Genomic DNA, 24,173 nt, shown 5'->3' on the forward strand with positions numbered 1-24,173 from the left:
ACGGCTGTGGAAGAACTGTGAGCGCTTACTCAACACCAGCTTGCAGTTTATTCACCTGGCCTTCCTGGCCCTTCTACTCAAAAGACTTTGAACAGACTCTCAGATAGTGGAGCCTCCTCAAAACCCGGGGCGGTTCATTCAGAGTGCGTCTGCAAAAGACGTACTATTATAGGTAAGTAATACTATCAAAACGTAACACGGAAATAATATGCGATAAGTATAATTTGGAATTATCGATGGTGCATTGTGCCGGCACCAATCGACACTCATTCCTGCAACCTGCTAAGGACGATGCCATGAACACCCCTGAAAATTCCCTGACAAAAGAACAGATCACACACTTTGCGCAACGGATCGATGCACGCAAGAGCCTTTTACTTGGTGAAATTCGCCAGGTATTGGCACGCTCCCGCAACGAATACTATGTCGATCTTATTGGCGGAGCTGGTGATTCTGGAGATACGGCGACAGCTTCCTTGCTCCGCGACATCACCGAGGCCGAAGTCATTCGCGATATAGGTGAGGTGCGCGACATCGTTGCTGCTGAGGATCGTATCGCAACCGGGAAGTACGGCTTGTGCATCGACTGCGGAGAGCCTGTCCGCTACAAAAGGCTGGATGCGTATCCGACTGCCAAACGCTGCTTTACTTGTCAGGTACGCCGTGAAAGATTGCTGGCGCCATCTCCTTATACAGGTCGATAACCATCGAACGGGATAGGTCTATCAGGATAAATCTGTTCCCAGTCCCAGGCGACAGTAATTACTTGCTCAAACGACAGTGCAAAGTACAGCGACCTATAAAAGGGAAACAGAAATGAATAATCTAGAAAATCAAGTCATTATCGTAACTGGCGGTGCCGCTGGGATAGGTGCTGCAATCACCACTGTATTAACGCAGCGAGGCGCATCTGTTGTCGTCGTTGATATCAATGAAGCAGCAGGCACAGCAATCGCGCAGAGCAATCCAGGTCAGATTGTTTTTTTAAAGGGTGATGTCTCCAGTGAGTCCGTTGCCAAGCAAGCCGTTGAACTGGCAATAGCCAGATTTGGCAAGCTGACAGGGCTGGTCAATAATGCCCATGCGTCCACCCAAAAGCCACTAATAGAGCTGAGCAAAGAAGATTGGGCTTTATCCTTTGGCACCGGCTTTAATGCAACGTTATACTTTATGAAAGCCGCTTATCCGGAGCTGACAAAATCTGGCGGCTCCATCGTCAACTTTGGCTCAGGAGCAGCGCTCCTTGGACTCGAGCAGCAAGCCAGTTATACAGCAGCCAAAGAAGCTATCCGCGGATTAAGCAGGGTCGCCGCCAACGAATGGGCTAAAGACAACATTCGTGTCAATGTAGTCTCACCAAAGGCCTTGACCGAAGGGGTCGCTCACTGGAAAGCTGAGTACCCGGAGCAATACGCAGCATCTGCCAGCAATATTCCGTTGCAGCGTTTTGGCGATCCGCAAAAAGATGTTGCTCCAGTTGTTGCCTTTTTACTCAGCGAAGATAGTCGCTATATGACTGGACAAACACTAATGGCGGACGGAGGCTCAATTCAGCTTAGGTAAATGTAAATGTTCTGTTTGTTTTCAGCTCGACCGACCAAACCTGACTCCGCTATCAATAATTATTATATGGAGATATTGTTATGCACACTAATGGAAAAGCAATTATTACAACGGAAAAACTGCCAATAAAGCTGTGGTTGGAAGCCGATCAAATGGAGGAGGGAGCGTTGGAGCAGGCGCGCAATCTTGCCAATTTGCCATTTGCCTTTAAGCATATCGCCATTATGCCCGACACTCACGAAGGTTACGGCATGCCCATCGGGGCTATCCTAGCCACTAAGGGGGTCATCGTACCCAACGCCGTCGGTGTGGATATCGGCTGCGGTATGTGTTCCCTACGGACCAATCTGACAGATATCTCAACAGAGGATCTGAAAACCATCATGAGTATCATCCGCAACACCATTCCGGTGGGTTTCAACCACCACAAAACGCAGCAAGATGAAGCTTGGATGCCCGAAAGGAAAGGCGATCTGCCTATCGTCAATCAAGAGTACGAAAGCGCCCTATATCAGATTGGCACATTAGGTGGCGGCAATCACTTTATCGAAATCCAAAAAGGCTCAGATGGTTATATTTGGATTATGATCCACTCTGGCTCTCGCAATATCGGCTTTACAGTCGCCAACCATTACAATGATGTAGCAAAAGCATTAAATAAGGCAGCCGGCGAAGATATCTCGAATGACTTAGCCTACCTTCCAGAGTCATCTGAGTATTTCGAACTGTACAAAAATGAAATGGACTACTGCCTTGAGTTTGCCCTAGCCAATCGAAAATTAATGATGGAGCGGGTAAAAACGGCATTTAGAGAGATTCGGCCTGAGGTTGGATTCAGCGAATTTATTAATAAACCACATAACTTTGCCGCCGAAGAAGAACATTTTGGCGAAACCGTTCTTGTTCATCGCAAAGGTGCAACACGAGCGCGAAAAGGTGAATGGGGCATGATTCCTGGCTCGCAAGGTACCGGTTCCTTTCTGGTAAAAGGTAAAGGTGAAGCACAATCTTTCGAGTCTTGCGCACATGGTGCTGGACGCATTATGAGTCGTACCCAAGCCCGCAAAAAACTAGACCTAGAGGAAGAAATCCAAGCCCTTGATGATCTCGGTGTTTTACACGCCATCCGCGGCCGTAAAGATCTGGATGAAGCGCCAGGCTCTTATAAAGATATCGATGAAGTGATGAACCACCAAAAAGACTTGGTCGAGGTACAAATTGAATTGCAACCACTGGCTGTTATCAAGGGGTAACCCTCACACAAAAACAATTGGTAGTTGTTCAGTCGAACACAATTACACCTCCATCGGTATCAGTAAACGTGCGTTTCAATAATCGTTTTTCCATACTTTGCCAGATCAGTTCACACTTTTGGGCGTCATATCCCCTAGCCAACACTTCTGCGAATCTGCCAATCAGGAAAATACGCCTTACCTCTGATCGGCAGGAGTGTTTACAGACGCCTCCGCAATAACTCCAACGGGGAAGTAATTCGAAGTAATACTCGGAGTTCAGGCTCAGCCAAAGCACTTTGCGGGCAACGAACACGAGTTTCAGTTTGAACGCTGGACCGCAGCTGTGCACATTCCCAGCCGTGCGCTGCACGAACTCTATCTGCTACCTTTCGAGATGGTAGTCAAGGATGCCCAGCCCGCATCGTTAATGTGCGCGTACCCGCACATTAACGGCGCTTACGCTTGCGACAACCATGCACTGCTGGTACAGACCTTACGCCAGCGTTGGGATTTCGATGGATGGGTGGAAAGTGACCGGCGCGCGATGCATAGCACTGTGGATGCGTTGCTGGCGGGCGTTGGTTACGAACTCGATTCCGAACCGCGGTTCTATACCGAAAACAAGATCATGGCAGCGCTGGCAGCGGGTGATATCACCGAACAGCATATCGACGCGGCACTCAGGCCGCGCCACGTCAAAATGTTCGAATTCGACCAGTTCGAAAATCCTTTCAACCAGATCATCAATGTGGATCTCGACACCAACGCCGCCAAGGCGCGTGCACTCGTGGAAGGGGGCATTACGTTGCTCAAGAATGACGGCGGCACCCTGCCATTGAAACCCAACGTCCAATCAATCGCCTTGATCGGCCACAAGTGGTTTGCCGGTTCGGCCACCATGCCACCGCGCAACCTCAGTCCGAGCGAACTCACTACGGTTGTGGCGCCCTACACGGTGACACCGAAGCAAGGCCTCGAAAATACCTTGACCAAAATCGGTGGATCCGCCACGGTGACCTACAATGATGGCACCGATATCGCATCCGCCGTCAATCTGGCAATGAATTCCGATGTCGTCATCCTCATGGTGGGGACCAATCCGCGCGAGACACGTGATCTGTTGAAGCTCACGCTGCCCACGCTGTGCACCAACGATGGCGATCCATCCGACCCGGACCCGTCCTATCCTTCTGACTCCGGTTTGCCCGGGACCATAAAAGCGGCCGGTGAGGTTTGTGTCGAGCAGGATCAACTCGTGCGCGAGGTTGCGGCGGCGAATCCTAACAACGTCGTGGTGCTGTATTCTGCGGGGGGGTGATAATGAACTGGCTTGACCTAGTGCCTGCCCTCGTGGCCGCATGGTTTCCGGGTCAGGATGACGGCGACGTGGTGGCCGACATCCTATTTGGGGTCATCAATCCGTCTGGAAAACTGCCCGTAAGCTTCCCGACCAGCGAGCACGAGGCGGCCTTCGCCACCGAGATGCAGTATCCGGGAACACGCGAGAACAACGGTCTGCCCGGCGGCCCCGGATTTCCGCTCGGCGATGGCAGCCCGCAACTTGTCAGCCACTATTCCGAAAACTTGGGTTGGTACGAGGCCAATGGTGTCAAGCCAGCGTTTGCCTTCGGCCACGGCCTCTCATTCACGACCTTCGAGTACAACGATCTGAGGCTCAAGCGGAAATATCGTCGTGTGTTCGAACAGGTGCCGGTTCCGGGCACCGGCAGGGAAAACATTCCACAGCGCTTCTATCGTCGGCTCGTTGAACTGGTACCCGTATTGACGGTCGAGTACACTCTTACCAACACCGGTTCTGTCGCCGGTGCTGAGGCATCGCAGATTTACCTCGAACTACCACGGCAGGCGGATCAACCATCCAAACGTCTCGTCAGATTCAAGAAGGTATTCCTCGAGCTCAATGAGAGTGCTCGCATCACCGTTGATATAGACGCCTCCGCCCCCAACCACCCCTTCTCCTCGTTCGTGCCGGACGACCCGGACAACCTTGCAGCATGGGCCGAGGGAGAGTGGGTGTCGCACGCTGGCGCCTACCGGGTGCACGTTGGCGGGTCATCCGCTGAGACGCCGCTTGTGCAACGTATGGGCATGGCCTTCCCGCGCATCAACAATCGCTCGGCGCGCCGGTAACCATCCATTGTCCCCCGGGTCATCACAAGCGATTTTGCGATGACCCGGCAGATACGGAGAGAAGTCGCTCAACGCCTCGTCGAGATCATAGATACCTTCTGTGTAGTAGGCTGTTGACATCGAAAAGATGGTGAGGTTACATGCTGGTTATAAAAGGAATATGATTTTCGACTGAGGTGATTCTGGTCCATATACGCTGGTACGCGGCATATCCATTAAGTTGCCGGCAACTGGAAGAAATGATAGAGGAACGTGGTGTATTTGTGGATCATTCTACAGTGAACTGTTGGGCGATCTGGTTTTTACCATTACTGGGGGAAATTTTCAAAAAGTATAAGCACCTGGCTGGCGGATGGACGAAGCTTATATTAAGATCAAAGGCACTTGGAAATACCTCTATCATACTGTAGACAGGATGGTAAGGTGATCGACTTTCAATTAACGGCCGAGCGTGATGCCAAATGCTTTTTTGACATAGCCATGCAAGCCAATGGCGCTCCTGAGAAAGGATCACGATGGATAAAAATGGCGCCCATAAAGCAGCAATTGACAAGATCAATGCCAACAGAGAGATGCTCATGATGGTTCGTCAGGTCAAATACCTCAACAATATTGTGGAACAAGCCCATCTGGCAGTGAAGCGAATAACAAAACCGATGCTCAGATTCAAATCTTTTCAATCCGCTAAAAATAGCTTGGCTCGCATTGAACTCATGCACATGATTCACAAAGGTCAGATGATGATGGAAGGAGCTGACAAGATGTCTTTTGCTGAGCAATTTTATTTTATATGCTGACAGAGTCAATCCGCTTAGTTAAATATCGCATCCTGGATGTTCGTCTTGGTGTCAAAAATTATTGCATTCTATTTAATAAGGAGTTTCACTATAATGAAATCCATCAAAGTTGCTGTCATTTATTACAGCCTTACTGGCCACAACCTGCAACTGGCTAAAGCTGCTGCCGATGCTGCGAAAGAAGCGGGCGCGGAAGTACGCCTGGCGCGTGTTATGGAACTAATTCCGACAGAAAAATTGGAATCAAACGAAGGCTGGAAAAATTATATGAAAGCTGCTCAAGGTATTCCAGAAGCAAGCCTGGATGATCTGGATTGGGCAGATGTTTTTATTTTCAGCACACCAACACGCTATGGAAACGTGGCAGCACAAATGAAAATGTTTCTTGATTCCACAGGTGGCTTATGGTCCGCTGGAAAGCTCGCCAACAAGGTGGCGACCGTAATGACAAGCGCGCAAAATTTGCATGGTGGACAAGAGTCTACAACGCTTACCTTGTACAATATTATGCATCACTGGGGTGCGATCGTCGTCGCTCCTGGCTACACCAACGAATGTATCTATAAATCCGGCGGCAATCCCTATGGTGCCAGCGCCACCGCCAGCCGCGACGTAACAGTTTCAGGCGAAGTGCTGGAGGCCGCGCGCCATCAAGCGCGGCGAGCTGTACAAATTGCCAGTTGGATTAAAACGGGTCAGGCAACTGGGCATCAGTAAACCCGCAGTAGGTCGCTATATTCAAGCTGAAAAACAAAGCGTCTCAAATTCCTGCGTATTACTAATGACGAAGCCTTCTAGCAAATAGGGGACAGACCACGGTTTCTCGCTTTCACCACGGCTCGCCTGCTACATCCACGGGAGCCCAAAACCGTGTAGAGTAGAGGACAGGTGCATTTGGTTTTGCATTACCGTTTCCGCCATTTTTATCTGGCGGGATTTCAGCTTTTGTCGCGGAAAGCGCTGCAACGCTTCTCTACGACTCCGAATCTTGTGCCGCTTCATCAGGTGGTTACGCAGAGACGATCTTCTGCATACGTGTTCAGTCCCAGATGATTAAAGTAGTGCAAGGGAAGTGCCTGAGTCAGCGCCGGTGTTTTGATCGTGCGCCGACTTGCTCTTGTTCCACGCATTGCTGACACTTACGCCGCGCTTTTGCGGCGTCCCGTTTAAACGACATGTTAGGCTGTATGCCTCTCGGCATCTGTCGATGTATTCTCGGGACGTTGTAGTGCCTGCGTTTGAGGAAGACGATCGTCACGCTCACGCAATAACCAGTAGACAATACCTATTGCCAGAGTTATAGCGGCTAAGCCATACATGCTTTCGGCAGTTATTTCCTTAAGATCCAAGATAATAACTTTACGAGCTATCGCAAGCAGGGCAATGAGCAAGACGACCTTCGTTTGAATGACGCTTTGTTGCCGAGTGACCGTGTATTGGAGGGTATGGTTGAACTCTAGCGCGATCAATACCGTCATGATCTCGCCGAAGACGTTTTGGAACATTTTATGGTCGAGCGGGTCCATGGCACCAAACACGAGGCCACTGATAACTCCGGTAAATAAACGGAAGGTGGCTACAATAACAATTAACGTAATCAGCAGTGTGAGAAAAAGGGCAATCACGCTTTCGAAGCGTTGATAGAAGGTCATGATGTTCCACTGTTTTGCAATGATGTCCCACTGTTTTGCAATGTTCTTCCACATACTCAATTTCGCCTCTCCTTGACTCTTTATAGGGTTTATCTAAATAGTCGCCACTGAAAAACACTTGCTACTGATTGCAGTTTTTGGAATTACATCTGATTTTCTATTGCTCATTCAGATTAATTCGCATGAACTAAGGTTTTTATCAGAAGATTGGGGTGATTTCTGTATTTCCTACACGGAAAATACAGCAAAAAGATGGCCAGGCAGCTATTGTTTCAGATTCCAGGCACAAGCGGCCATCAAGAGGTTGATGTGATCACCAATAGCGCCTTTCAGGTCATTTTTTGTCATTCGGTAATCTGCTTTTAAATGACCAATGATGGGTTCAATGGTTGCACGTCTTTTACATTGCTTGCGCCTTCTGTCTCGCTGGTAACGGTTATCCTGTTTGAGGGTCTTGCCCGGTAGTACGATGGATTCCGTTGACTTCACGCTTGCTACGATAACCGCGATCACACACTGCTGCCTGCCTGGCAGGCTTTGCCGCGCGAGGCTTCTACATGATGCAAGATAGCCGGGAGCGTATGGTTGTCGTGCATATTTTGCTCATGGCTGGCAATGGAGGCTTTGCTACCGTATTCGTACTGTTTGTGATCTTTCCCTTTAGCCACGCAGTACACTTGCGGCTCATGCAGTGAATAGAGCTTGTTGCTGTCTTTGGATTGTTGCTGCAGCACTTGTCCATACAACAGGAAATCTCGCTGATAATGCTCAAACAAGCAGGGTTGCGGTAATTCCCAGATCAAAATACCCGCTGCTGAATTGCCAGATGCGCCTGTTCCTTTCTTGTAATGAACCGAGAATACTTCATCAAATTCGTGCCAGGGGACAACACTGCCAGTTGCAACAGTGGATCCGTAGGATCAAGTTGCCATAAAAGATCGGTTGCAAACAAATTAGGTTGATGAGAAATTTTACTCGGCGTGAGCATCGACAATCACCGTTTCGACCAGAAAAATAACGCAGGTCTTATCATTCCCGGTCGATTCGATCAGCATAAATAATAGCGTATCTCATAAAAATCAATCTGTTATTGTGATTTTCAGGAGTAATTTGTAGTGACTAAATAGAAACACAGGAACGGAAAGAACAGAATTCTTCCCTGATAAAAAAGGGCTTATTTGAGTAAAGGGGCAAGGAAAGAAAGAATGCTTCGAATTGTGCGAGGAGACCGAATTCGTAAGAAAAATTTACCGGCCCGGCTGATGCGGATCGGGTTCGCGCATCACACAACCAGCTTTCTCCAGCAAACCATCGTCATTGAATCTGATTGTCTCTCCCGGTTGAAACCCGGGGGGCACTTGCTGGGTTATCACATAGCGATTGCCATCATTTGCCAGCAAGCTGATTCTGTAATAAATCGGCTCGGCAATGTTCCTCTCGGGCGGAACGTAGCTGCTATTACCCAGGACATCGACTTCAGTAAAAAAACTTCCCCAGTGTCTGCCCAATGGAACTGCGACTATCCCTGAAATAAATGTATCCGTATTGCCATCATTGGCAGGGTTAAGCATGACGGGGACGATGTGTTCCACTACTCCGCAATAATCAGCCGGAAGCCGGGCGGGATTAATCAAGGTTCTGGAAGCATCGGTGCTGTATATACGACGATAGGTTGACCGTTTCTGCCCGCCTGCACTCCCATCAATCTTATTGGGAGAGGAAGTAGTTGCTGTTACACTAGATTTTACCTGTTGACGGGGTTTTGAATACTCTTCTGTTATTTCCTGGCTATTCACAATCTTATCTTGTCGCGCGCCGGAAGCCAGCGCAACTCTCATTAATCCCGCACCAATCATCAAGAACAGCACGGTGAATATCAGTTTGTCAAGAGAACCAGTAAACATAGTTGAACTCCATGACTCGGCACAAACAAAGTAATATCGGCAATCACACCCCGTGCTTGAGGAAGAATCCCGAGCCGCACCACGGGATCAGTACCTGTCGTCTAGTCTTCCTTGCGTAACTGCGGAAACAGAATAACATCGCGGATGCTTGGAGAATCTGTCAGCAACATTACTAGCCGATCGATACCGATTCCCTCACCTGCCGTTGGCGGCAATCCGTATTCCAGTGCCTGGATATAGTCAGCGTCATAGTGCATCGCTTCCATATCACCTGCCTCTTTAGCCCTGGCCTGTTCAAGGAAACGACTGGCCTGATCTTCAGGATCATTTAGCTCGGAAAAGCCGTTCGCAATTTCCCGCCCGGCAATATAAAGCTCAAAACGATCCGTAATCTCCGGATTTTGATCATTGCGGCGTGCCAAAGGCGATACCTCGGCCGGATAATCAACGATAAATACGGGTTCAAACAGCAAATGTTCGGTTGTTTCATCAAACAAGGCCAATTGCAGTCCGCCGATTCCACTGTCCGGATTGAATCCGATTCCCTTTGCCTGCAAAATTTTGATCAAATCATCCCTGTTGTTAAGTTGTGCTTCGGAATTTTCAGGGTGGTATTTTAGGATGGCCTGCATGACAGTCAACCGGGCAAAAGGCCGGGCAAGATCCATTTCGCGCTGCTGATAGACAATGCGAGTGGTTCCTAACACCTTCAGCGCAACTTCACGCAGCATGGATTCCGTCAGATCCATCAGGTAATGATGATCTTGATAAGCCTCATAAAACTCCAGCATGGTGAATTCCGGATTATGGCGAGTGGATATACCTTCATTCCTGAAATTACGGTTAATCTCAAAAACTTTTTCCATACCACCCACTACCAACCGCTTCAGGTAAAGTTCCGGTGCGATACGCAGATACAGTGACATATCCAATGCATTATGATGCGTAATAAAAGGTCGAGCAGTAGCCCCTCCTGGAATAGAGTGCATCATCGGCGTTTCAACTTCAAGATAGCCCCGGTTAACCAGAAATTCACGTACTGCCTGAATAATTTTTGAGCGAACCAGGAATACCTTGCGTGTTTCTTCATTTGTAATCAGATCAAGGTAACGTCGCCGGTATTTCTGTTCCTGATCGATAAGGCCATGAAATTTCTCCGGTAGCGGGCGCAAGGATTTAGTCAGAAGACGAAGTCGGGTAACCCGTAATGACAATTCATCCGTCCTGGTTTTGAACAAAATACCTTCCGCGCCGAGAATATCCCCCAGATCATAATGCCTGAATGCTTCGTGAGCGGATTCTCCGGTATGATCATTGGAGATATAGAGCTGTATCCGCCCGCTCATATCCTGGATCGTTGCAAAGCTTGCCTTTCCCATTACACGCTTAAACAACATGCGTCCTGCAACTTTTACTTTAACCTGCCCACTTTCCAGTTCTTCTCTTGAGTCATTATCATACTTTTCATGCAGGTCACGAGCCAGGCTATCCCGACGATAATCATTCGGAAAAGCATTGCCGATCTGGCGCAATGCAGTCAATTTAGAATAACGCTCTGCAATAAGGCTGTTTTCATCCTGGGAAATACCGGATGTATCTTCCTGGGTCATATCTATTCCAAATTTTATGTAATTTTTATTGGTATAAAATCTCTCTGTATCGTACCAAGCGGCACGGACATCCTGGAGCCGCTGCCGCATGCGTAATCAACGTGTATTATATAGTTACTTTACCTGCTCCATTCTAACGGGCTCACGAAAAACCATCTGGCAGGAAACTTACAGTTACACGGCATCGCACGCTGCCTGGGCACATATTACGATCTATGTACTGTCATTTATTCCATGAAAATAATCAACATCTTATTGAATTCAACTGAAAAATATCTGTGAACACACCTTCAGCCCCTACTCATTTCATTCGTAATATCATTGAAGAAGACAACCGCACCGGTAAGTGGAACGGGCGCGTAGAGACACGCTTCCCGCCCGAGCCAAATGGCTATCTGCATATCGGCCATGCAAAAAGCATTTGCTTGAATTTCGGGCTTGCGCTTGAATATAACGGCGCCTGTCATCTGCGATTCGACGATACAAACCCGGAAAAAGAAGCTCAGGAATACGTCGATGCCATTATTGAATCAGTCCACTGGCTGGGCTTTGACTGGCAGGAACATCTTTACTACGCTTCCGATTATTTTGATCAGCTATATGAATTTGCAGAATATCTGATCACGCAAGACAAGGCCTATGTGGACAGCCTATCGGCAGATGAAATCCGCCGATTACGTGGAACCTTGACTGAAGCAGGTACAAACAGCCCTTATCGTGATCGTCCGCCATCCGAAAGTCTGGATTTGTTCCGGCGCATGCGCGCAAGAGAGTTTCCGGATGGCGCGCACGTACTACGCGCCAAAATTGATATGGCATCCCCCAACATCAATATGCGTGATCCGGTTATCTATCGCATCCGCCATATCCGCCACCAGCGCACGGGTGATAAATGGTGTATCTACCCGATGTACGATTACACCCATTGTATTTCCGATGCTTTGGAGCGGATCACGCATTCCCTTTGCACACTGGAGTTTGAAGATCATCGGCCACTGTATGACTGGATACTGGATCAATTAAGTGAAAAAGTTCCCTGCCACCCGCAGCAGATCGAGTTTGCGCGACTGAATCTGACTTACAGTGTCATGAGCAAGCGTAAACTGATCGAACTGGTAGAGAACAAACTGGTAGATGGCTGGGACGATCCACGCATGAATACATTGGCAGGTCTGCGCCGTCGGGGCTATACGCCGGAATCAATCCGCTTGTTTGCGGAACGAATCGGTATCAGTAAGGCAGATTCCTGGATTGATATGACAGTGCTGGAAGATTGCTTACGCGAAGACCTTAATGAAAACGCACCGCGCCGCATCGCTGTCCTTAATCCGGTGCTGCTGGTCATAGATAACTTTCCAGATGATCAGATGGAAACCTGCTATGCACCCAATCATCCAAAAAAACTCGAACTTGGCACACGCGAACTACCGCTGACAAAACGGCTTTATATTGACCGTGAAGACTTTATGGAGGTGCCAGACAAAGGCTTCTTCCGCCTGGCACCTGGGGCAGAAGTGCGGTTACGTTATGCATATATCGTAAGATGCACACATCTTGTCAAAGATGATCAGGGAAAGATCCTGGAGATTCACTGCACTTACGATCCCGCTACCAAAAGCGGTACTGCCGGGGCTGAAACCCGAAAAGTCCGTGGCAATATTCACTGGCTGTCAGCTACTTATGCCAAGGCTGTTGAAATCAGATTATATGACCGTTTGTTCAGCGACGCACATCCCGACACGGAAGGTAAAGATTTCAAAACCTCGTTAAATCCGGATTCCAGGAAAATTATTGTCGGGTACGTTGAACCTTCTTTACTTGAAATTCAAGCAGAACAGCGTTTTCAGTTTGAACGCCATGGCTACTTTGTAGCTGATCTGGCAGATACAAAACCGGGAAAGCCGATATTCAATCGAACCGTATCACTACGCAATACCTGGGTGAAAATCACGGACAAGCCGGAGCACAGTGGATAATCAGCAATTGTGTGAATTACATTTGCATATATGACAAATTACCAGGACATTCGCTAAAAAGAACCTTTCTTATTTCACAACCAGATTATTTTCTTGTTATACTTGCCTCTTATTCCAACAACATGAATTGAAACATGTCCTTAAAACACATTGTCATTCTGTTGCTCGGCGCAGGTATGATAGCTGGATGCAGCTCGGTTCCCAAAGATTCAACGCGTGATGAGATTTCACGATATTCCCATAAATCCGGATTTGCGATTCCTCAGGGAATTCTGGAAAATGATCCGTCTTTCGTGCGGAAACGTCTGTACAGCCAATATCAGGAATGGCGTGGCACACGCTATCGATTGGGAGGTACAGATCACACTGGGGTAGATTGCTCTGCGCTTGTCAGAATCATCTTCAAGGAAGAATTCGGCTTCACATTGCCCAGAACAGCGCTTTCCCAGGCAGAATTTGGTGAAAAAATCAGTCGGAATGAGCTTATGCCGGGAGATCTGGTGTTCTTCAAAACAGGCGGGCGTTCCTGGCATGTAGGGATCTATCTGGATAGCAAGAAATTTCTTCATGCCTCATCCAGTCAAGGAGTCACTATATCCAGCCTGGATAATACATACTGGAAATCCAGATACTGGAAATCCATCAGGATATAAAAATCATACTGTTACCTATCATATCCAGCATAGGTACTGATTCAGGTTCCATACAAACGTCTTTCCAGCCGCATCCGGTTGATAATTGATGCACTGATCTCTTCTATTGATACTCCGGTAGTATCGATAAACGGGATATTAAACTGCTGGTACAGTTCATTTTGCCACTGAAGTTCACGTTGGCATTCAACGAATGAAGCATAATGACTGCCCGGATACCGTTCCACACGAACAGCCTGAAGCCGTGACGTGCTCAACGTCAATCCAAACAATTTCTCACGCAGTGGTTGTAACAACGAAGGAAGACGCACGACTCCCATATCTTCTGGCGTAAATGGATAATTAGCAGCAAGCACTCCATACTGCAAAGCCAGATACACACACACTGGGGTTTTACCAGAGCGTGATACTCCTACCAAAATCACGTCAGCATCGGCAAGAATTTTAGAGTTACTACCATCATCACTGTTCAGCGCATACTGAATCGCAGCAATACGTCGAAAATAGGAAGCATCCTGGCCAAGAATATGGGAGCGTCCGGGTATGCGCACAGGTGACTGTTGCAGCGCCGTTTCCAGCACACCAAGACAAGATTCAAAAAAATCAATAAGATAACAATCAGCCTGACGGACAGAAGCGAGGATAACCGGATCCAGCAATGTGCTAAACACCAATGATGGCTGACCTTCCTGCTTCGCAATTGTATTGATACGATCAATGATCTCCTGAACCTTAGCTGCACTGTCCAGGAAAGAAGCATAGTGCTTCTTCCACTCTATTCCATCGAACTGGGTCAACAGACTATGACCCAGTGTTTCCGCTGTAATGCCCGTACGATCAGACAGAAAAAAAACGCTGCGTTGTAACATCGCCCTACTGCTCCCGGTCCGCCAGATGCAGCCAGGTGCTCACTACCGTGTCCTGATTAAGAGAAAGGCTGCTGATACCCTGTTCAACCAGCCAGCGTGCAAAATCCGGATAATCAGAGGGTGCCTGGCCGCAAATACCAATATATTTCCCCTGTTTATGGCAAGCATCAATTGCCATTTTCAGCAGCCGCTTCACAGCTGGATTACGCTCATCGAATAAATGAGCAACCAGCTCCGAATCACGATCCAGCCCAAGTACCAGCTGGGTCATATCATTAGACCCGATGGAAAACCCATCGAAGTATTCGAGGAATTCTTCAGCCAACACAGCATTGGAAGGAATTTCGCACATCATGATCAAACGTAGCCCATTGCTTCCGCGTTTTAATCCATTAGCTGCCAGTAATTCTGTAATCTGCTGCGCCTCTTCCAGGGTTCGACAAAAAGGAACCATCACTTCAACATTGGTAAAACCCATTTCATCACGTACCTTGCGCAAAGCCCGACACTCTAGCTCAAAGCAGGCACGAAAAGAATCAGCAAGATAACGTGAAGTACCACGAAATCCAATCATCGGATTTTCCTCATGTGGTTCAAAGCGATCTCCCGCAATCAGATTCGCGTATTCATTAGATTTAAAATCAGATAGACGCACAATCACCGGATGTGGGTGAAAAGCTGCCGCCAACGTGGCAATACCTTCCACCAGTTTCTCAATATAGAAAGACACCGGGTCGGGGTAACCTGTCGTTCGCTTACTGACAGATGTTTTCAGATCATCCGGAAGCGCATCAAATTCCAGCACGGCCCGGGGATGGATACCAATATTGTTGGCGACGATAAATTCCAGACGTGCCAGCCCCACTCCATGATTGGGCAGTTGTGAAAATGCAAAAGCCTGCGCAGGATTTCCGATATTCAACATGATCTTGACTGGTAATTCAGGCAGCTTACTGATCTCTGAACAAGTATGCTGAAAAGGAAGCAGACCTTCATAAACAAAACCTGTATCTCCTTCCGCACAGGATATGGTCACCGCCTGGCCATCGCTGATTTTTGTCGTAGCCAGCTCACACCCGACCACCGCAGGAATGCCCAGCTCGCGCGCAACAATAGCAGCGTGACAGGTACGCCCGCCACGATTGGTCACAATCGCTGCGGCTCGTTTCATGATTGGCTCCCAATCCGGATCTGTCATGTCCGTTACCAGCACGTCGCCCGGCTGAATCTCGGCCATCTGCCCCGCGCTCATAATGACCCGCGCCGTTCCCTGTCCGATCTTCTGGCCGATCGCGCGCCCCTGCACCAGCACCGGGCCTCGTCCGCTCAGGTGAAATTGTTCTACTGATTGCTCGGCACGGCTTTTCACCGTTTCCGGGCGGGCCTGGACAATATAAATCTGTCCATCTATTCCATCCAGTGCCCATTCGATATCCATCGGCCGGTTGTAGTGCTGTTCGATGATCACCGCCTGTCGGGCCAATAATTCAATTTGCTCATCGGACAAACTGAAACGCTGACTTCGTTCCGGCGATACCGGCTGTACCACGGTCGTCTGCCCTGCCTGCTCATCGCTATAGATCATCTCGGTTGCCTTGGCTCCCAGCCGGCGGGAAAGAATTGCGGGTAATCCCACCTTAAGATTTTGTTTATAAACAATAAACTCATCCGGATTGACTGTTCCCTGTACGACGGTTTCCCCCAAACCATAAGCAGAAGTAATAAACACCACATCCCGAAAGCCAGATTCAGTATCAAGTGTAAATATCACGCCACTGGCACCTTTATCGCTGCGCGCCATCCGTTGTACGCCCGCAGATAAAAATACCTGATCATGATGAAACCCGTGATGGGTCCGATAGGAAATCGCCCGGTCCGTATAAAGTGAAGCAAACACTCTTCTGAGTGCACTGAACAGGTTATCAAGCCCCTGCACGTTCAGCAGCGTCTCCTGCTGGCCGGCAAAGGAGGCATCCGCTAGATCCTCAGCTGTTGCCGATGAACGTACTGCAAAGGATACTTTCTCACCCGAATCAGCAATGAGCTTCTGGTATGCCCGAGTCACTACTTCTACCAGATCATCCGGCAGCGTGGCGGCAAGCAACCAAGAGCGAATCTGTTTACCCGCAACGGCCAACGCCTCCACATCGTCAACATCCAGTGGGGTCAATAATTGATTGATGCGATCATTCAAATCATTGATCCTGAGAAATTCACGATAAGCGTATGTTGTCGTAGCAAATCCGCCAGGCACTTTCACCCCGGCGCGGGAAAGATTGCCGATCATCTCCCCCAGCGAGGCATTCTTGCCCCCTACGCTCGCCACATCGTTCATACCTACCTGATCCAGCCACAAAATATAGTCAGGATGACCAGCCATAACTTACTCTCATTGAAAAACAGAACGGATACGATAACATCTGTGCACTATCGTCTTCTTTTATCAAAATAAATAACCTGAACGAACCATGGATTGCTATCTGTCTGGGGGTCGGACAAATATTGCGGCAGCAACATGCCTTCCTTCAGACGACAGAATATTGTAGGTTCTGCATACTGCGTGCGTATCCATTGTCTCGAATCCAATTCCGCGAGCCAGTATTTTTTTTATCAGCGATGCATTTGGAAACTGTAATGATATTCCTGTTCCGAGCAAAATAATTTCCGGCTGCACTGCCAGCAATGGATCAAAATGCTCCATTTCCAACTGGTTAATACTGCTTACTGGCCAGTGTTCAACAATTTGTTCCGGCAGCACGATCATGCTATCTGTATACCGCACCTGATTGACCGCAACATAACCATCTCCGTAACCGGAAAAAATGTTCAAACCGGAGTTATCCGAAAGATGTAATTTCATATAAATCCTTTCGTAACGAAAAATTCAGCTTTGATCCGGCTGGATAATCAGCCCAACCATTTTCATTCAGGACACTTCTAACAATTGATTTTCCAGACAAATAGCAACGTTGTGCAGGTACTCCCTGCCTCACCTATCTACTTGTTACTTGTTTGACAGATCTCGTTGCTGCGCCCATACGCCTTGCACCACATCCCGCACAGCTGAGTTTTTAGAAATGTCCTTTAATAAAAATCAGCGTAACATGGTATGCTTTTTCCGTATTTTAAATAGAATTTTCTCTATCCGTCCATGCAACCCATCAAAAAATCCAGCAAACTCAACCATGTCTGCTATGACATACGGGGACCGGTTCTTGATCGTGCCAGACAGATGGAGGAAGATGGGCATCGTATCATCAAGCTCAATATCGGCAACCCTGCTTCCTTCGGGTTTGAAGCGCCGGACGAAATCTTGCAGGATGTCATCCAAAACCTTTCTGCCGCATCCGGTTATTGCGATTCCAAAGGGCTGTTCGCCGCTCGTAAAGCGATCATGCATTACACGCAGGAAAAAAATATCGCCAACGTGCGGATGGATGACATCTACGTCGGGAATGGCGTATCAGAACTGATCATGCTGGCTACCCAGGCGCTGCTGGAAAATGATGATGAAGTGCTGGTTCCCTCGCCGGATTATCCCTTATGGACGGCTGCAGTCTCTCTGGCGGGCGGAATCGCGCGACATTATATATGCGACGAACAATCTGACTGGCTGCCGGATCCGGAAAACATAAAAGCCAAGGTCAACAGCAGAACCCGGGCAATCGTCATCATCAACCCCAACAACCCTACTGGCGCACTGTATCCGGATGATTTGTTGCGCGATATCATAGAAATTGCCCGACAAAACAACCTGATCATTTTTGCTGACGAAATCTACGACAAAATCCTTTATGACTCTGCCCGCCATACTTCAATTGCCTCGTTGGCCAATGATGTTCCATTTGTAACATTCAACGGCTTATCCAAAAATTATCGCGCCGCTGGCTTTCGTTCCGGCTGGGCAGTTGTCTCCGGCGACAAAACACGAGCGCGGGATTACATTGCCGGGCTCAATATGCTGGCATCCATGCGTTTGTGCGCCAATGTTCCAGCACAATTCGGCATCCAGACTGCACTGGGTGGCTATCAAAGTATTCACGATCTCACCATGCCCACCGGGCGGCTAAAGCGCCAGCGTGACCTGGCCTGGAAACTGCTCACCGACATTCCGGGCGTGACCTGCGTTAAACCCCAAAGCGCACTGTACCTGTTCCCGCGGTTGGACCCCGCCTATTATCCGATTACAGATGATGAACAATTTGCACTGGATCTGCTACTGGAAGAAAAGGTACTCATCGTTCAGGGAACCGGGTTCAACTGGTCTCAGCCCGATCATTTCCGGATTGTATTTCTGCCTAACAGTGACGATCTAACCGAAGCCATCGGCCGTATCGCACAGTTTTTAGGCCGCTATCGCGCTCGTCACAGCTGCTAATCCTACCTCCTGGAAAGCACGGTAACCAAGCGGGTAACTAACGTACTCCACTTTATTCCGTATATAATCTTCGGTTTATCCTTATTGATACACAAAAAATTCCGTTATGAAGCCAATTCATGTAGGACTGCTCGGCGTTGGCACCGTTGGTAGCGGTACTTATACCGTTCTGAAACGCAACCAGCAGGAAATCACACGCAGAACTGGTCGCAATATCATCATTCGCATGATCGCCGATCTGGATCAGGAAAAGGCACGTGCTCTGGTCGCGGGTGACGATGTCGTCGTCACATCCGATGCACTTGAAATTGCCAGACATCCCGACATTGACATCATCGTCGAACTGATCGGAGGGCAAGCTATCGCCAAACAAGCGATACTTGAAGCCATTACTCACGGCAAACATGTCATTACTGCCAATAAGGCACTGCTGGCAAATCATGGCAATGAAATCTTTGCTGCCGCACAACAACGCAATGTTATCGTCGCATTTGAGGCGGCCGTGGCGGGAGGCATTCCCATCATCAAGGCTCTGCGAGAAGGTCTGGCAGCCAACCGCATTGAATGGATTGCCGGCATTATTAACGGAACCAGTAACTTCATCCTGTCGGAGATGCGTGTCAAAGGGCTGGACTTCAGCACCGTTCTCGCCAGCGCACAGCAGCTGGGTTATGCCGAGGCTGACCCAACCTATGATATAGAAGGCATCGATGCTGCTCACAAAATCACCATCATGGCGGCACTTGCCTTTGGCATTCCGGTTCGGTTCGATCAAACTTACATCGAAGGAATCACCAAACTGGCCAATGACGATATTCGTTATGCTGAAGAATTAGGCTATCGCATCAAACTGCTGGGTATTACCAAACGCACGACCAATGGCATTGAGTTGCGTGTCCACCCGGCGCTGATTCCAGTCAAACGACTGATTGCCAATGTAGAAGGTGTAATGAATGCGATCATCGTAAAAGGGGATGCAGTCGGGCCGACGCTGTATTATGGTGCCGGGGCCGGTGCGGAACCTACTGCCAGCGCAGTGATCGCTGATCTGGTAGATGTCACACGTCTGCTCACCTCCAGCCCGGAACACCGGGTGCCCGTGCTGGCATTCCTGCCGGAGCTGCTGTCTGACACACCCATCATACCGATGGAGGCAGTGGAAACCGCCTATTACCTGCGGCTGCAGGTCACGGATAAACCTGGTGTGCTGGCCGATATCACCCGCATCCTGGCAGACAGTGAAATCTCCATCAGTGCAATGATCCAGAAAGAGCATGCAGATGGGGAAGACAAGGTCAACATCATTATGCTTTTGCACAAAACCAGGGAAAAGAACATCAATACAGCTATTGAAAAAATACAGAACCTTCCAGCTATGGCTGATAAAATCATTCGGATTCGACTTGAGGAGCTTGGCAGTTAAAATTGCACAGCCTTTCAAATTTTGCTGTATTCATATTCAATTCAATCCTTGATTTCTTTCGGAATTGATCAGCTTCCAACGCGAAGCACCTGGTTGTTTCTTTCCCCGTTTATCACAGACTAATATGCGTTATCTCTCGACCCGAGGCGGCATGCTGCCCAAAACATTTACTGAAATTCTGTTAGGCGGACTGGCTCCGGATGGCGGGCTGGCCATGCCTGAATCTTATCCTAAAATCAGCCCGGCAGAGCTTGAATCCTGGCGCTCGCTTGACTACCCGTCGCTTGCATTTGAAATTCTGTCGCGTTTTATGGATGACATCCCCGCCGACGATTTGCGCACCTTAATTACACGCACCTATACGGACGAAATTTTTGGCAGTGAGGAGGTCACTCCTGTCCAGACACTGGAATCCAATCTGCACCTGCTGCACCTGTCTAATGGCCCTACCCTGGCGTTCAAGGACATCGCCATGCAGTTCCTGGGCAACCTGTTCGAGTATGTGCTTGCAAAAAATAATGATGAATTGAATATCCTGGGCGCAACTTCTGGTGATACCGGCTCCAGTGCAGAATATGCCATGCGCGGCAAACGGGGCATTCGCGTATTCATGTTGTCACCTTACGGAAAAATGAGTGCTTTTCAGACCGCACAAATGTTCTCGTTACAGGATAACAACATTTTCAATATTGCTATCGAAGGTGTATTTGATGATTGCCAGGATATTGTCAAAACTGTCAGTAACGACCAGGTATTCAAGCAAAAATACCGGATCGGTGCGGTCAATTCGATCAACTGGGCGCGTATCGCCGCGCAAATTATCTATTACTTCAAGGCCTATTTTGCAGTTACCCGCTCTAACGGGGAAGCAGTATCTTTTTCAGTCCCTTCCGGCAACTTCGGCAACATTTTTGCCGGCCATGTCGCCCGTATGATGGGCCTACCCATCAAGCAACTGATTCTGGCAACTAATGAAAATGATGTGCTGAATGAGTTTTTTCGTACCGGTTTATATCGTCCCCGCACAACAACTGAAACGAAGCAAACCAGCAGCCCTTCAATGGATATCTCCAAAGCATCAAATTTTGAGCGGTTTATCTTCGATCTGACCGGTCGGGATGCGGCACGCATCAAAGAACTCTGGAAATTGGTTGATCAAGGAGGATCATTCGATCTTTCCGATACTGATCTATGGAAAAAAATCAGGGATTTTGGCATTATTTCTGGAACCAGCAACCATGCTGAACGCATCACCACTATTCGAAAGATACACCATAAATTCAATATCCTGATTGACACACACACAGCAGATGGCCTGAAAGTGGGTATGGAATTGCGCGAACCTGATGTTCCACTCATCTGCCTGGAAACAGCACTGCCAGTCAAGTTTGCGGACAGTATCCAGGAAGCAGTCGGATTCGTACCGGAACAACCGGATGGATACGATAACCTGGAGAAACTGCCCCAGCGTTTTGAACGTATGACAGCAGATGCCGAACAAGTTAAACGGTTCATTGCCCATCAGGTTGGGCCATCAAATCAGATGCACGGATAACGAAAAAACTGACCCCGATCCTGGTACATTGTAATCATCTTCTTAACGTTATCATAAAATCATCTGTATTCTTTCGGAACAAGGTATTTTTCTGATCAAATTAAAATAAACGGAAAAAGGAGTGCATTATGCTGTTCTCGATTAGTCGCTATGATCCGGACAAGGATGAAAAACCGTACATGCAGGATTATGACGTTGAGCTCGCACCGACAGATAAAATGCTGCTGGATGCGCTGATACGTATCAAAGCCATTGATGACAGTCTCAGTCTGCGCCGCTCCTGTCGGGAAGGTGTGTGCGGTTCCGATGCCATGAATATCAATGGTCGAAATAATCTTGCCTGCATCACACCGCTTGCTGACCTGCGTGAACCTGTGGAAATCCGGCCTCTACCGGGATTGCCGATTATTCGCGATCTGATTGTTGATATGAGCCAGTTTTTCAAGCAATATCATTCAATCAAGCCCTATCTGATCAATAATGACCCGCCGCCAGAAACCGAGCGTTTACAATCCCAGGGAGAACGCGCTCGCCTGGATGGTCTCTATGAATGCATTCTGTGTGCCTGTTGCACCTCTGCCTGCCCTTCATTCTGGTGGAATCCCGACAAATTTGTCGGGCCGGCCGGATTGCTACAAGCCTATCGTTTTCTGGCCGACAGCCGGGATCAGGCCACTTCTGAACGGCTGGATGATCTGGAGGACCCCTACCGTTTATTCCGTTGCCATTCCATCATGAATTGTGTCGATGCCTGCCCCAAGGGATTAAACCCGACCGCCGCGATAGAAAGTATAAAAATCATGATGCTGAATAAAACGGTATGAACCACCAGGCCCGCATGCGCTGGCGTTGTCGTCGCGGCATGCTGGAACTGGATATCGTTCTGTTGCGCTTCATGGATGCTCATTATGAACAGCTGGATGAGCAGCAACATGAACTGTTTGAAGCGCTACTAACGTACCCAGATCATGATCTGTGGAATATGATTGCCCGTAATACGGGAGTACCTGATGAAGCATTTCGGCCCATATTGAGACTTTTACAGGAAAATTAACCAAAACCCTGGTCATCTATCAGGAAAATTTGAATTGCAGGATAAATGGAGAAAATTATGCCCCCACAAGATGTTGCCACTTTGTCACCGGGTGAAAACAAGAAAACGATTGAACTGCCCATTCTGTCCGGTAATGAGGGTCCTGATGTTATTGATATTCGCTCGTTATACGCTCAAAGCAATATGTTCACCTACGATCCCGGGTTTGTATCCACCGCCAGCTGCAAATCAGCCATTACATTCATCGATGGTGATCAAGGTATCCTGCTGTATCGCGGCTACCCGATCGAACAACTGGCCACCCGCTGTGACTTCATGGAAGTCAGCTATCTGCTGCTGAATGGAGAATTGCCTACAGCAGACCAAAAAAAGCAATTCGTCAATAACATCAAAAACCATACGATGCTGCATGAGCAAATGATCAAGTTTCTCAGCGGATTTCGCCGCGATGCACATCCCATGGCGGTCATGGTCGGCGTGGTGGGTGCATTGTCTGCTTTTTATCATGACGCCATGGACGTTTCTGATGCGCCACATCGTGAACAATCCATATTTCGTCTGATTGCCAAACTACCAACCATTACGGCAATTGCCTATAAATATAATATCGGCCAGCCTTTCATCTATCCTCGTAATGATCTGGGCTTTACGGAAAACTTCCTGCACATGATGTTTGCCACGCCAGCCGAGAAATATGTTCCCAACCCGGTCATTGTCAGGGCACTGGATCGCATTCTGATTCTGCATGCGGATCACGAGCAAAATGCTTCCACATCAACAGTCCGTCTGGCGGGCTCAAGCGGTGCCAATCCATTTGCCTGCATCTCTGCCGGGATTACCTGCTTATGGGGTCCGGCGCATGGCGGCGCGAATGAAGCCTGCCTCAATATGCTGGAAGAAATCGGAGACGTTTCACGCATCAATGAATACATTACCCGCGCCAAGGACAAGAATGATCCTTTCCGGCTGATGGGCTTTGGCCATCGGGTCTACAAAAACTTTGATCCACGCGCCACACTGATGCGCGACACCTGCCACGAAGTACTGGATGAACTGGGGCTACATAATGACCGGCTGTTTAAGCTTGCTCTGGAGCTGGAAAGAATCGCCCTGGAAGATGACTTTTTTATTACCAGAAAGCTGTACCCCAACGTTGACTTCTACTCGGGAATCGTACAACGGGCGCTGGGTATTCCAACATCCATGTTTACTGCCATTTTTGCTACCGCACGTACCGTTGGCTGGGTTGCGCAGTGGAACGAGATGATCTCTGATCCGGAACAGAAAATAGGTAGACCCCGCCAATTATATGTTGGAGTCCCGCGCAGAGATGTACCATGACAATCATGGCTA

The 24,173-nt window shown here is 48.5% G+C and carries 20 protein-coding genes and 3 pseudogenes; 16 read left to right on the plus strand and 7 right to left on the minus strand.

Annotation, left to right across the window (positions count from 1 at the left end):
• The 8 genes and pseudogenes from C8R14_RS01040 to wrbA all read left to right on the plus strand — a co-directional run.
• A pseudogene (locus C8R14_RS01040) lies at nucleotides 1-91 on the plus strand (IS5/IS1182 family transposase); the annotation flags it as partial.
• 205 nt (nucleotides 92-296) lie between these two features.
• Entirely contained in the window at nucleotides 297-704 is a 408-nt protein-coding gene (locus C8R14_RS01045; protein ID WP_011633968.1) for a TraR/DksA family transcriptional regulator, read from the plus strand.
• Between the two features lie 112 nt (nucleotides 705-816).
• Nucleotides 817-1,563, plus strand: a complete 747-nt coding sequence (locus C8R14_RS01050) for an SDR family NAD(P)-dependent oxidoreductase (RefSeq protein ID WP_011633967.1) — start codon at nucleotides 817-819, stop codon at nucleotides 1,561-1,563.
• 80 nt (nucleotides 1,564-1,643) lie between these two features.
• Nucleotides 1,644-2,816 carry an RtcB family protein gene (locus C8R14_RS01055; protein WP_011633966.1) on the plus strand — a complete coding sequence of 391 codons (1,173 nt, stop codon included), beginning with the start codon at nucleotides 1,644-1,646 and terminating at the stop codon, nucleotides 2,814-2,816.
• 247 nt (nucleotides 2,817-3,063) lie between these two features.
• Nucleotides 3,064-4,116 carry a glycoside hydrolase family 3 protein gene (locus tag C8R14_RS13670; protein WP_256328250.1) on the plus strand — a complete coding sequence of 351 codons (1,053 nt, stop codon included), beginning with the start codon at nucleotides 3,064-3,066 and terminating at the stop codon, nucleotides 4,114-4,116.
• Nucleotides 4,117-4,118: 2 nt separating this feature from the next.
• Complete coding sequence (locus C8R14_RS13675) at nucleotides 4,119-4,949, plus strand: glycoside hydrolase family 3 C-terminal domain-containing protein (RefSeq protein ID WP_011633964.1); 831 nt, start codon at nucleotides 4,119-4,121, stop codon at nucleotides 4,947-4,949.
• A 176-nt stretch (nucleotides 4,950-5,125) separates the two neighbouring features.
• Nucleotides 5,126-5,746, plus strand: a pseudogene (locus tag C8R14_RS01065) (IS6 family transposase).
• A gap of 93 nt (nucleotides 5,747-5,839) precedes the next feature.
• Nucleotides 5,840-6,463, plus strand: coding sequence for an NAD(P)H:quinone oxidoreductase (gene wrbA, locus C8R14_RS01070; protein WP_011633963.1), 624 nt, complete (start codon nucleotides 5,840-5,842; stop codon nucleotides 6,461-6,463).
• A gap of 461 nt (nucleotides 6,464-6,924) precedes the next feature.
• On the opposite strand, the gene C8R14_RS01075 is transcribed toward wrbA, so the two are convergent.
• The 4 genes and pseudogenes from C8R14_RS01075 to lysS form a co-directional block, all read right to left on the minus strand.
• Nucleotides 6,925-7,452, minus strand: coding sequence for a phosphate-starvation-inducible PsiE family protein (locus C8R14_RS01075; protein WP_011633962.1), 528 nt, complete (start codon nucleotides 7,450-7,452; stop codon nucleotides 6,925-6,927).
• A 119-nt stretch (nucleotides 7,453-7,571) separates the two neighbouring features.
• Nucleotides 7,572-8,210, minus strand: a pseudogene (locus C8R14_RS14505) (transposase); the annotation flags it as partial.
• A 435-nt stretch (nucleotides 8,211-8,645) separates the two neighbouring features.
• Nucleotides 8,646-9,302, minus strand: coding sequence for a hypothetical protein (locus C8R14_RS01085; RefSeq protein ID WP_011633961.1), 657 nt, complete (start codon nucleotides 9,300-9,302; stop codon nucleotides 8,646-8,648).
• A gap of 101 nt (nucleotides 9,303-9,403) precedes the next feature.
• Nucleotides 9,404-10,912: a lysine--tRNA ligase gene (lysS, locus tag C8R14_RS01090; RefSeq protein ID WP_041353714.1), complete on the minus strand. Its 1,509-nt coding sequence runs from the start codon at nucleotides 10,910-10,912 to the stop codon at nucleotides 9,404-9,406.
• Nucleotides 10,913-11,190: 278 nt separating this feature from the next.
• Here lysS and C8R14_RS01095 point away from each other — a divergent pair, with 278 nt between their 5' ends.
• Together C8R14_RS01095 and C8R14_RS01100 are read left to right on the plus strand one after the other, a co-directional pair.
• The gene (locus tag C8R14_RS01095; RefSeq protein ID WP_011633959.1) at nucleotides 11,191-12,888 is read left to right on the plus strand and encodes a glutamine--tRNA ligase/YqeY domain fusion protein; all 1,698 of its coding nucleotides are present in this window, start codon (nucleotides 11,191-11,193) and stop codon (nucleotides 12,886-12,888) included.
• Between the two features lie 134 nt (nucleotides 12,889-13,022).
• Nucleotides 13,023-13,541: an NlpC/P60 family protein gene (locus tag C8R14_RS01100; RefSeq protein ID WP_011633958.1), complete on the plus strand. Its 519-nt coding sequence runs from the start codon at nucleotides 13,023-13,025 to the stop codon at nucleotides 13,539-13,541.
• A 41-nt stretch (nucleotides 13,542-13,582) separates the two neighbouring features.
• Here C8R14_RS01100 and C8R14_RS01105 read toward each other — a convergent pair whose 3' ends face one another.
• From C8R14_RS01105 to C8R14_RS01115, 3 genes are all read right to left on the minus strand, one after another.
• Nucleotides 13,583-14,410 (minus strand): pyruvate, water dikinase regulatory protein, encoded by an 828-nt coding sequence (locus C8R14_RS01105; protein ID WP_011633957.1) that lies wholly within the window; start codon nucleotides 14,408-14,410, stop codon nucleotides 13,583-13,585.
• A 4-nt stretch (nucleotides 14,411-14,414) separates the two neighbouring features.
• Nucleotides 14,415-16,790, minus strand: coding sequence for a phosphoenolpyruvate synthase (ppsA, locus tag C8R14_RS01110; protein ID WP_041353449.1), 2,376 nt, complete (start codon nucleotides 16,788-16,790; stop codon nucleotides 14,415-14,417).
• Between the two features lie 96 nt (nucleotides 16,791-16,886).
• On the minus strand, nucleotides 16,887-17,270 hold the full coding sequence (locus C8R14_RS01115; RefSeq protein WP_011633955.1) for an Mth938-like domain-containing protein: 384 nt from the start codon (nucleotides 17,268-17,270) through the stop codon (nucleotides 16,887-16,889).
• Between the two features lie 291 nt (nucleotides 17,271-17,561).
• Here C8R14_RS01115 and C8R14_RS01120 point away from each other — a divergent pair, with 291 nt between their 5' ends.
• The 6 genes from C8R14_RS01120 to gltA all read left to right on the plus strand — a co-directional run bounded on the left by C8R14_RS01120 (nucleotide 17,562) and on the right by gltA (nucleotide 24,161).
• Nucleotides 17,562-18,788 carry a pyridoxal phosphate-dependent aminotransferase gene (locus C8R14_RS01120; RefSeq protein WP_011633954.1) on the plus strand — a complete coding sequence of 409 codons (1,227 nt, stop codon included), beginning with the start codon at nucleotides 17,562-17,564 and terminating at the stop codon, nucleotides 18,786-18,788.
• Nucleotides 18,789-18,894: 106 nt separating this feature from the next.
• The gene (locus C8R14_RS01125) at nucleotides 18,895-20,211 is read left to right on the plus strand and encodes a homoserine dehydrogenase (protein ID WP_011633953.1); all 1,317 of its coding nucleotides are present in this window, start codon (nucleotides 18,895-18,897) and stop codon (nucleotides 20,209-20,211) included.
• A gap of 124 nt (nucleotides 20,212-20,335) precedes the next feature.
• Nucleotides 20,336-21,766 (plus strand): threonine synthase, encoded by a 1,431-nt coding sequence (thrC, locus tag C8R14_RS01130; protein WP_011633952.1) that lies wholly within the window; start codon nucleotides 20,336-20,338, stop codon nucleotides 21,764-21,766.
• 128 nt (nucleotides 21,767-21,894) lie between these two features.
• Nucleotides 21,895-22,590, plus strand: a complete 696-nt coding sequence (locus tag C8R14_RS01135) for a succinate dehydrogenase iron-sulfur subunit (protein ID WP_011633951.1) — start codon at nucleotides 21,895-21,897, stop codon at nucleotides 22,588-22,590.
• Nucleotides 22,587-22,820 (plus strand): FAD assembly factor SdhE, encoded by a 234-nt coding sequence (locus C8R14_RS01140; RefSeq protein WP_011633950.1) that lies wholly within the window; start codon nucleotides 22,587-22,589, stop codon nucleotides 22,818-22,820. The genes C8R14_RS01135 and C8R14_RS01140 overlap by 4 nt, the downstream gene beginning before the upstream one ends.
• A 57-nt stretch (nucleotides 22,821-22,877) precedes the next feature.
• Nucleotides 22,878-24,161: a citrate synthase gene (gene gltA, locus C8R14_RS01145; RefSeq protein ID WP_011633949.1), complete on the plus strand. Its 1,284-nt coding sequence runs from the start codon at nucleotides 22,878-22,880 to the stop codon at nucleotides 24,159-24,161.
• Nucleotides 24,162-24,173: the final 12 nt, after the last annotated feature.

It is taken from the genome of Nitrosomonas eutropha, assembly GCF_003201195.1.
Lineage (GTDB): Bacteria > Pseudomonadota > Gammaproteobacteria > Burkholderiales > Nitrosomonadaceae > Nitrosomonas > Nitrosomonas eutropha.

Bases quoted from the DNA above. Each gene is read 5' to 3' on its own strand.
- C8R14_RS01045 (WP_011633968.1), top strand. From the start codon at position 297: ATGAACACCCCTGAAAATTCCCTGACAAAAGAACAGATCACACACTTT.
- C8R14_RS01050 (WP_011633967.1), top strand. From the start codon at position 817: ATGAATAATCTAGAAAATCAAGTCATTATCGTAACTGGCGGTGCCGCT.
- C8R14_RS01055 (WP_011633966.1), top strand. From the start codon at position 1,644: ATGCACACTAATGGAAAAGCAATTATTACAACGGAAAAACTGCCAATA.
- C8R14_RS13675 (WP_011633964.1), top strand. From the start codon at position 4,119: ATGAACTGGCTTGACCTAGTGCCTGCCCTCGTGGCCGCATGGTTTCCG.
- wrbA (WP_011633963.1), top strand. From the start codon at position 5,840: ATGAAATCCATCAAAGTTGCTGTCATTTATTACAGCCTTACTGGCCAC.
- C8R14_RS01075 (WP_011633962.1), bottom strand. From the start codon at position 7,452: ATGTGGAAGAACATTGCAAAACAGTGGGACATCATTGCAAAACAGTGG.
- C8R14_RS01085 (WP_011633961.1), bottom strand. From the start codon at position 9,302: ATGTTTACTGGTTCTCTTGACAAACTGATATTCACCGTGCTGTTCTTG.
- lysS (WP_041353714.1), bottom strand. From the start codon at position 10,912: ATGACCCAGGAAGATACATCCGGTATTTCCCAGGATGAAAACAGCCTT.
- C8R14_RS01100 (WP_011633958.1), top strand. From the start codon at position 13,023: ATGTCCTTAAAACACATTGTCATTCTGTTGCTCGGCGCAGGTATGATA.
- C8R14_RS01105 (WP_011633957.1), bottom strand. From the start codon at position 14,410: ATGTTACAACGCAGCGTTTTTTTTCTGTCTGATCGTACGGGCATTACA.
- ppsA (WP_041353449.1), bottom strand. From the start codon at position 16,790: ATGGCTGGTCATCCTGACTATATTTTGTGGCTGGATCAGGTAGGTATG.
- C8R14_RS01115 (WP_011633955.1), bottom strand. From the start codon at position 17,270: ATGAAATTACATCTTTCGGATAACTCCGGTTTGAACATTTTTTCCGGT.
- C8R14_RS01120 (WP_011633954.1), top strand. From the start codon at position 17,562: ATGCAACCCATCAAAAAATCCAGCAAACTCAACCATGTCTGCTATGAC.
- C8R14_RS01125 (WP_011633953.1), top strand. From the start codon at position 18,895: ATGAAGCCAATTCATGTAGGACTGCTCGGCGTTGGCACCGTTGGTAGC.
- thrC (WP_011633952.1), top strand. From the start codon at position 20,336: ATGCGTTATCTCTCGACCCGAGGCGGCATGCTGCCCAAAACATTTACT.
- C8R14_RS01135 (WP_011633951.1), top strand. From the start codon at position 21,895: ATGCTGTTCTCGATTAGTCGCTATGATCCGGACAAGGATGAAAAACCG.
- C8R14_RS01140 (WP_011633950.1), top strand. From the start codon at position 22,587: ATGAACCACCAGGCCCGCATGCGCTGGCGTTGTCGTCGCGGCATGCTG.
- gltA (WP_011633949.1), top strand. From the start codon at position 22,878: ATGCCCCCACAAGATGTTGCCACTTTGTCACCGGGTGAAAACAAGAAA.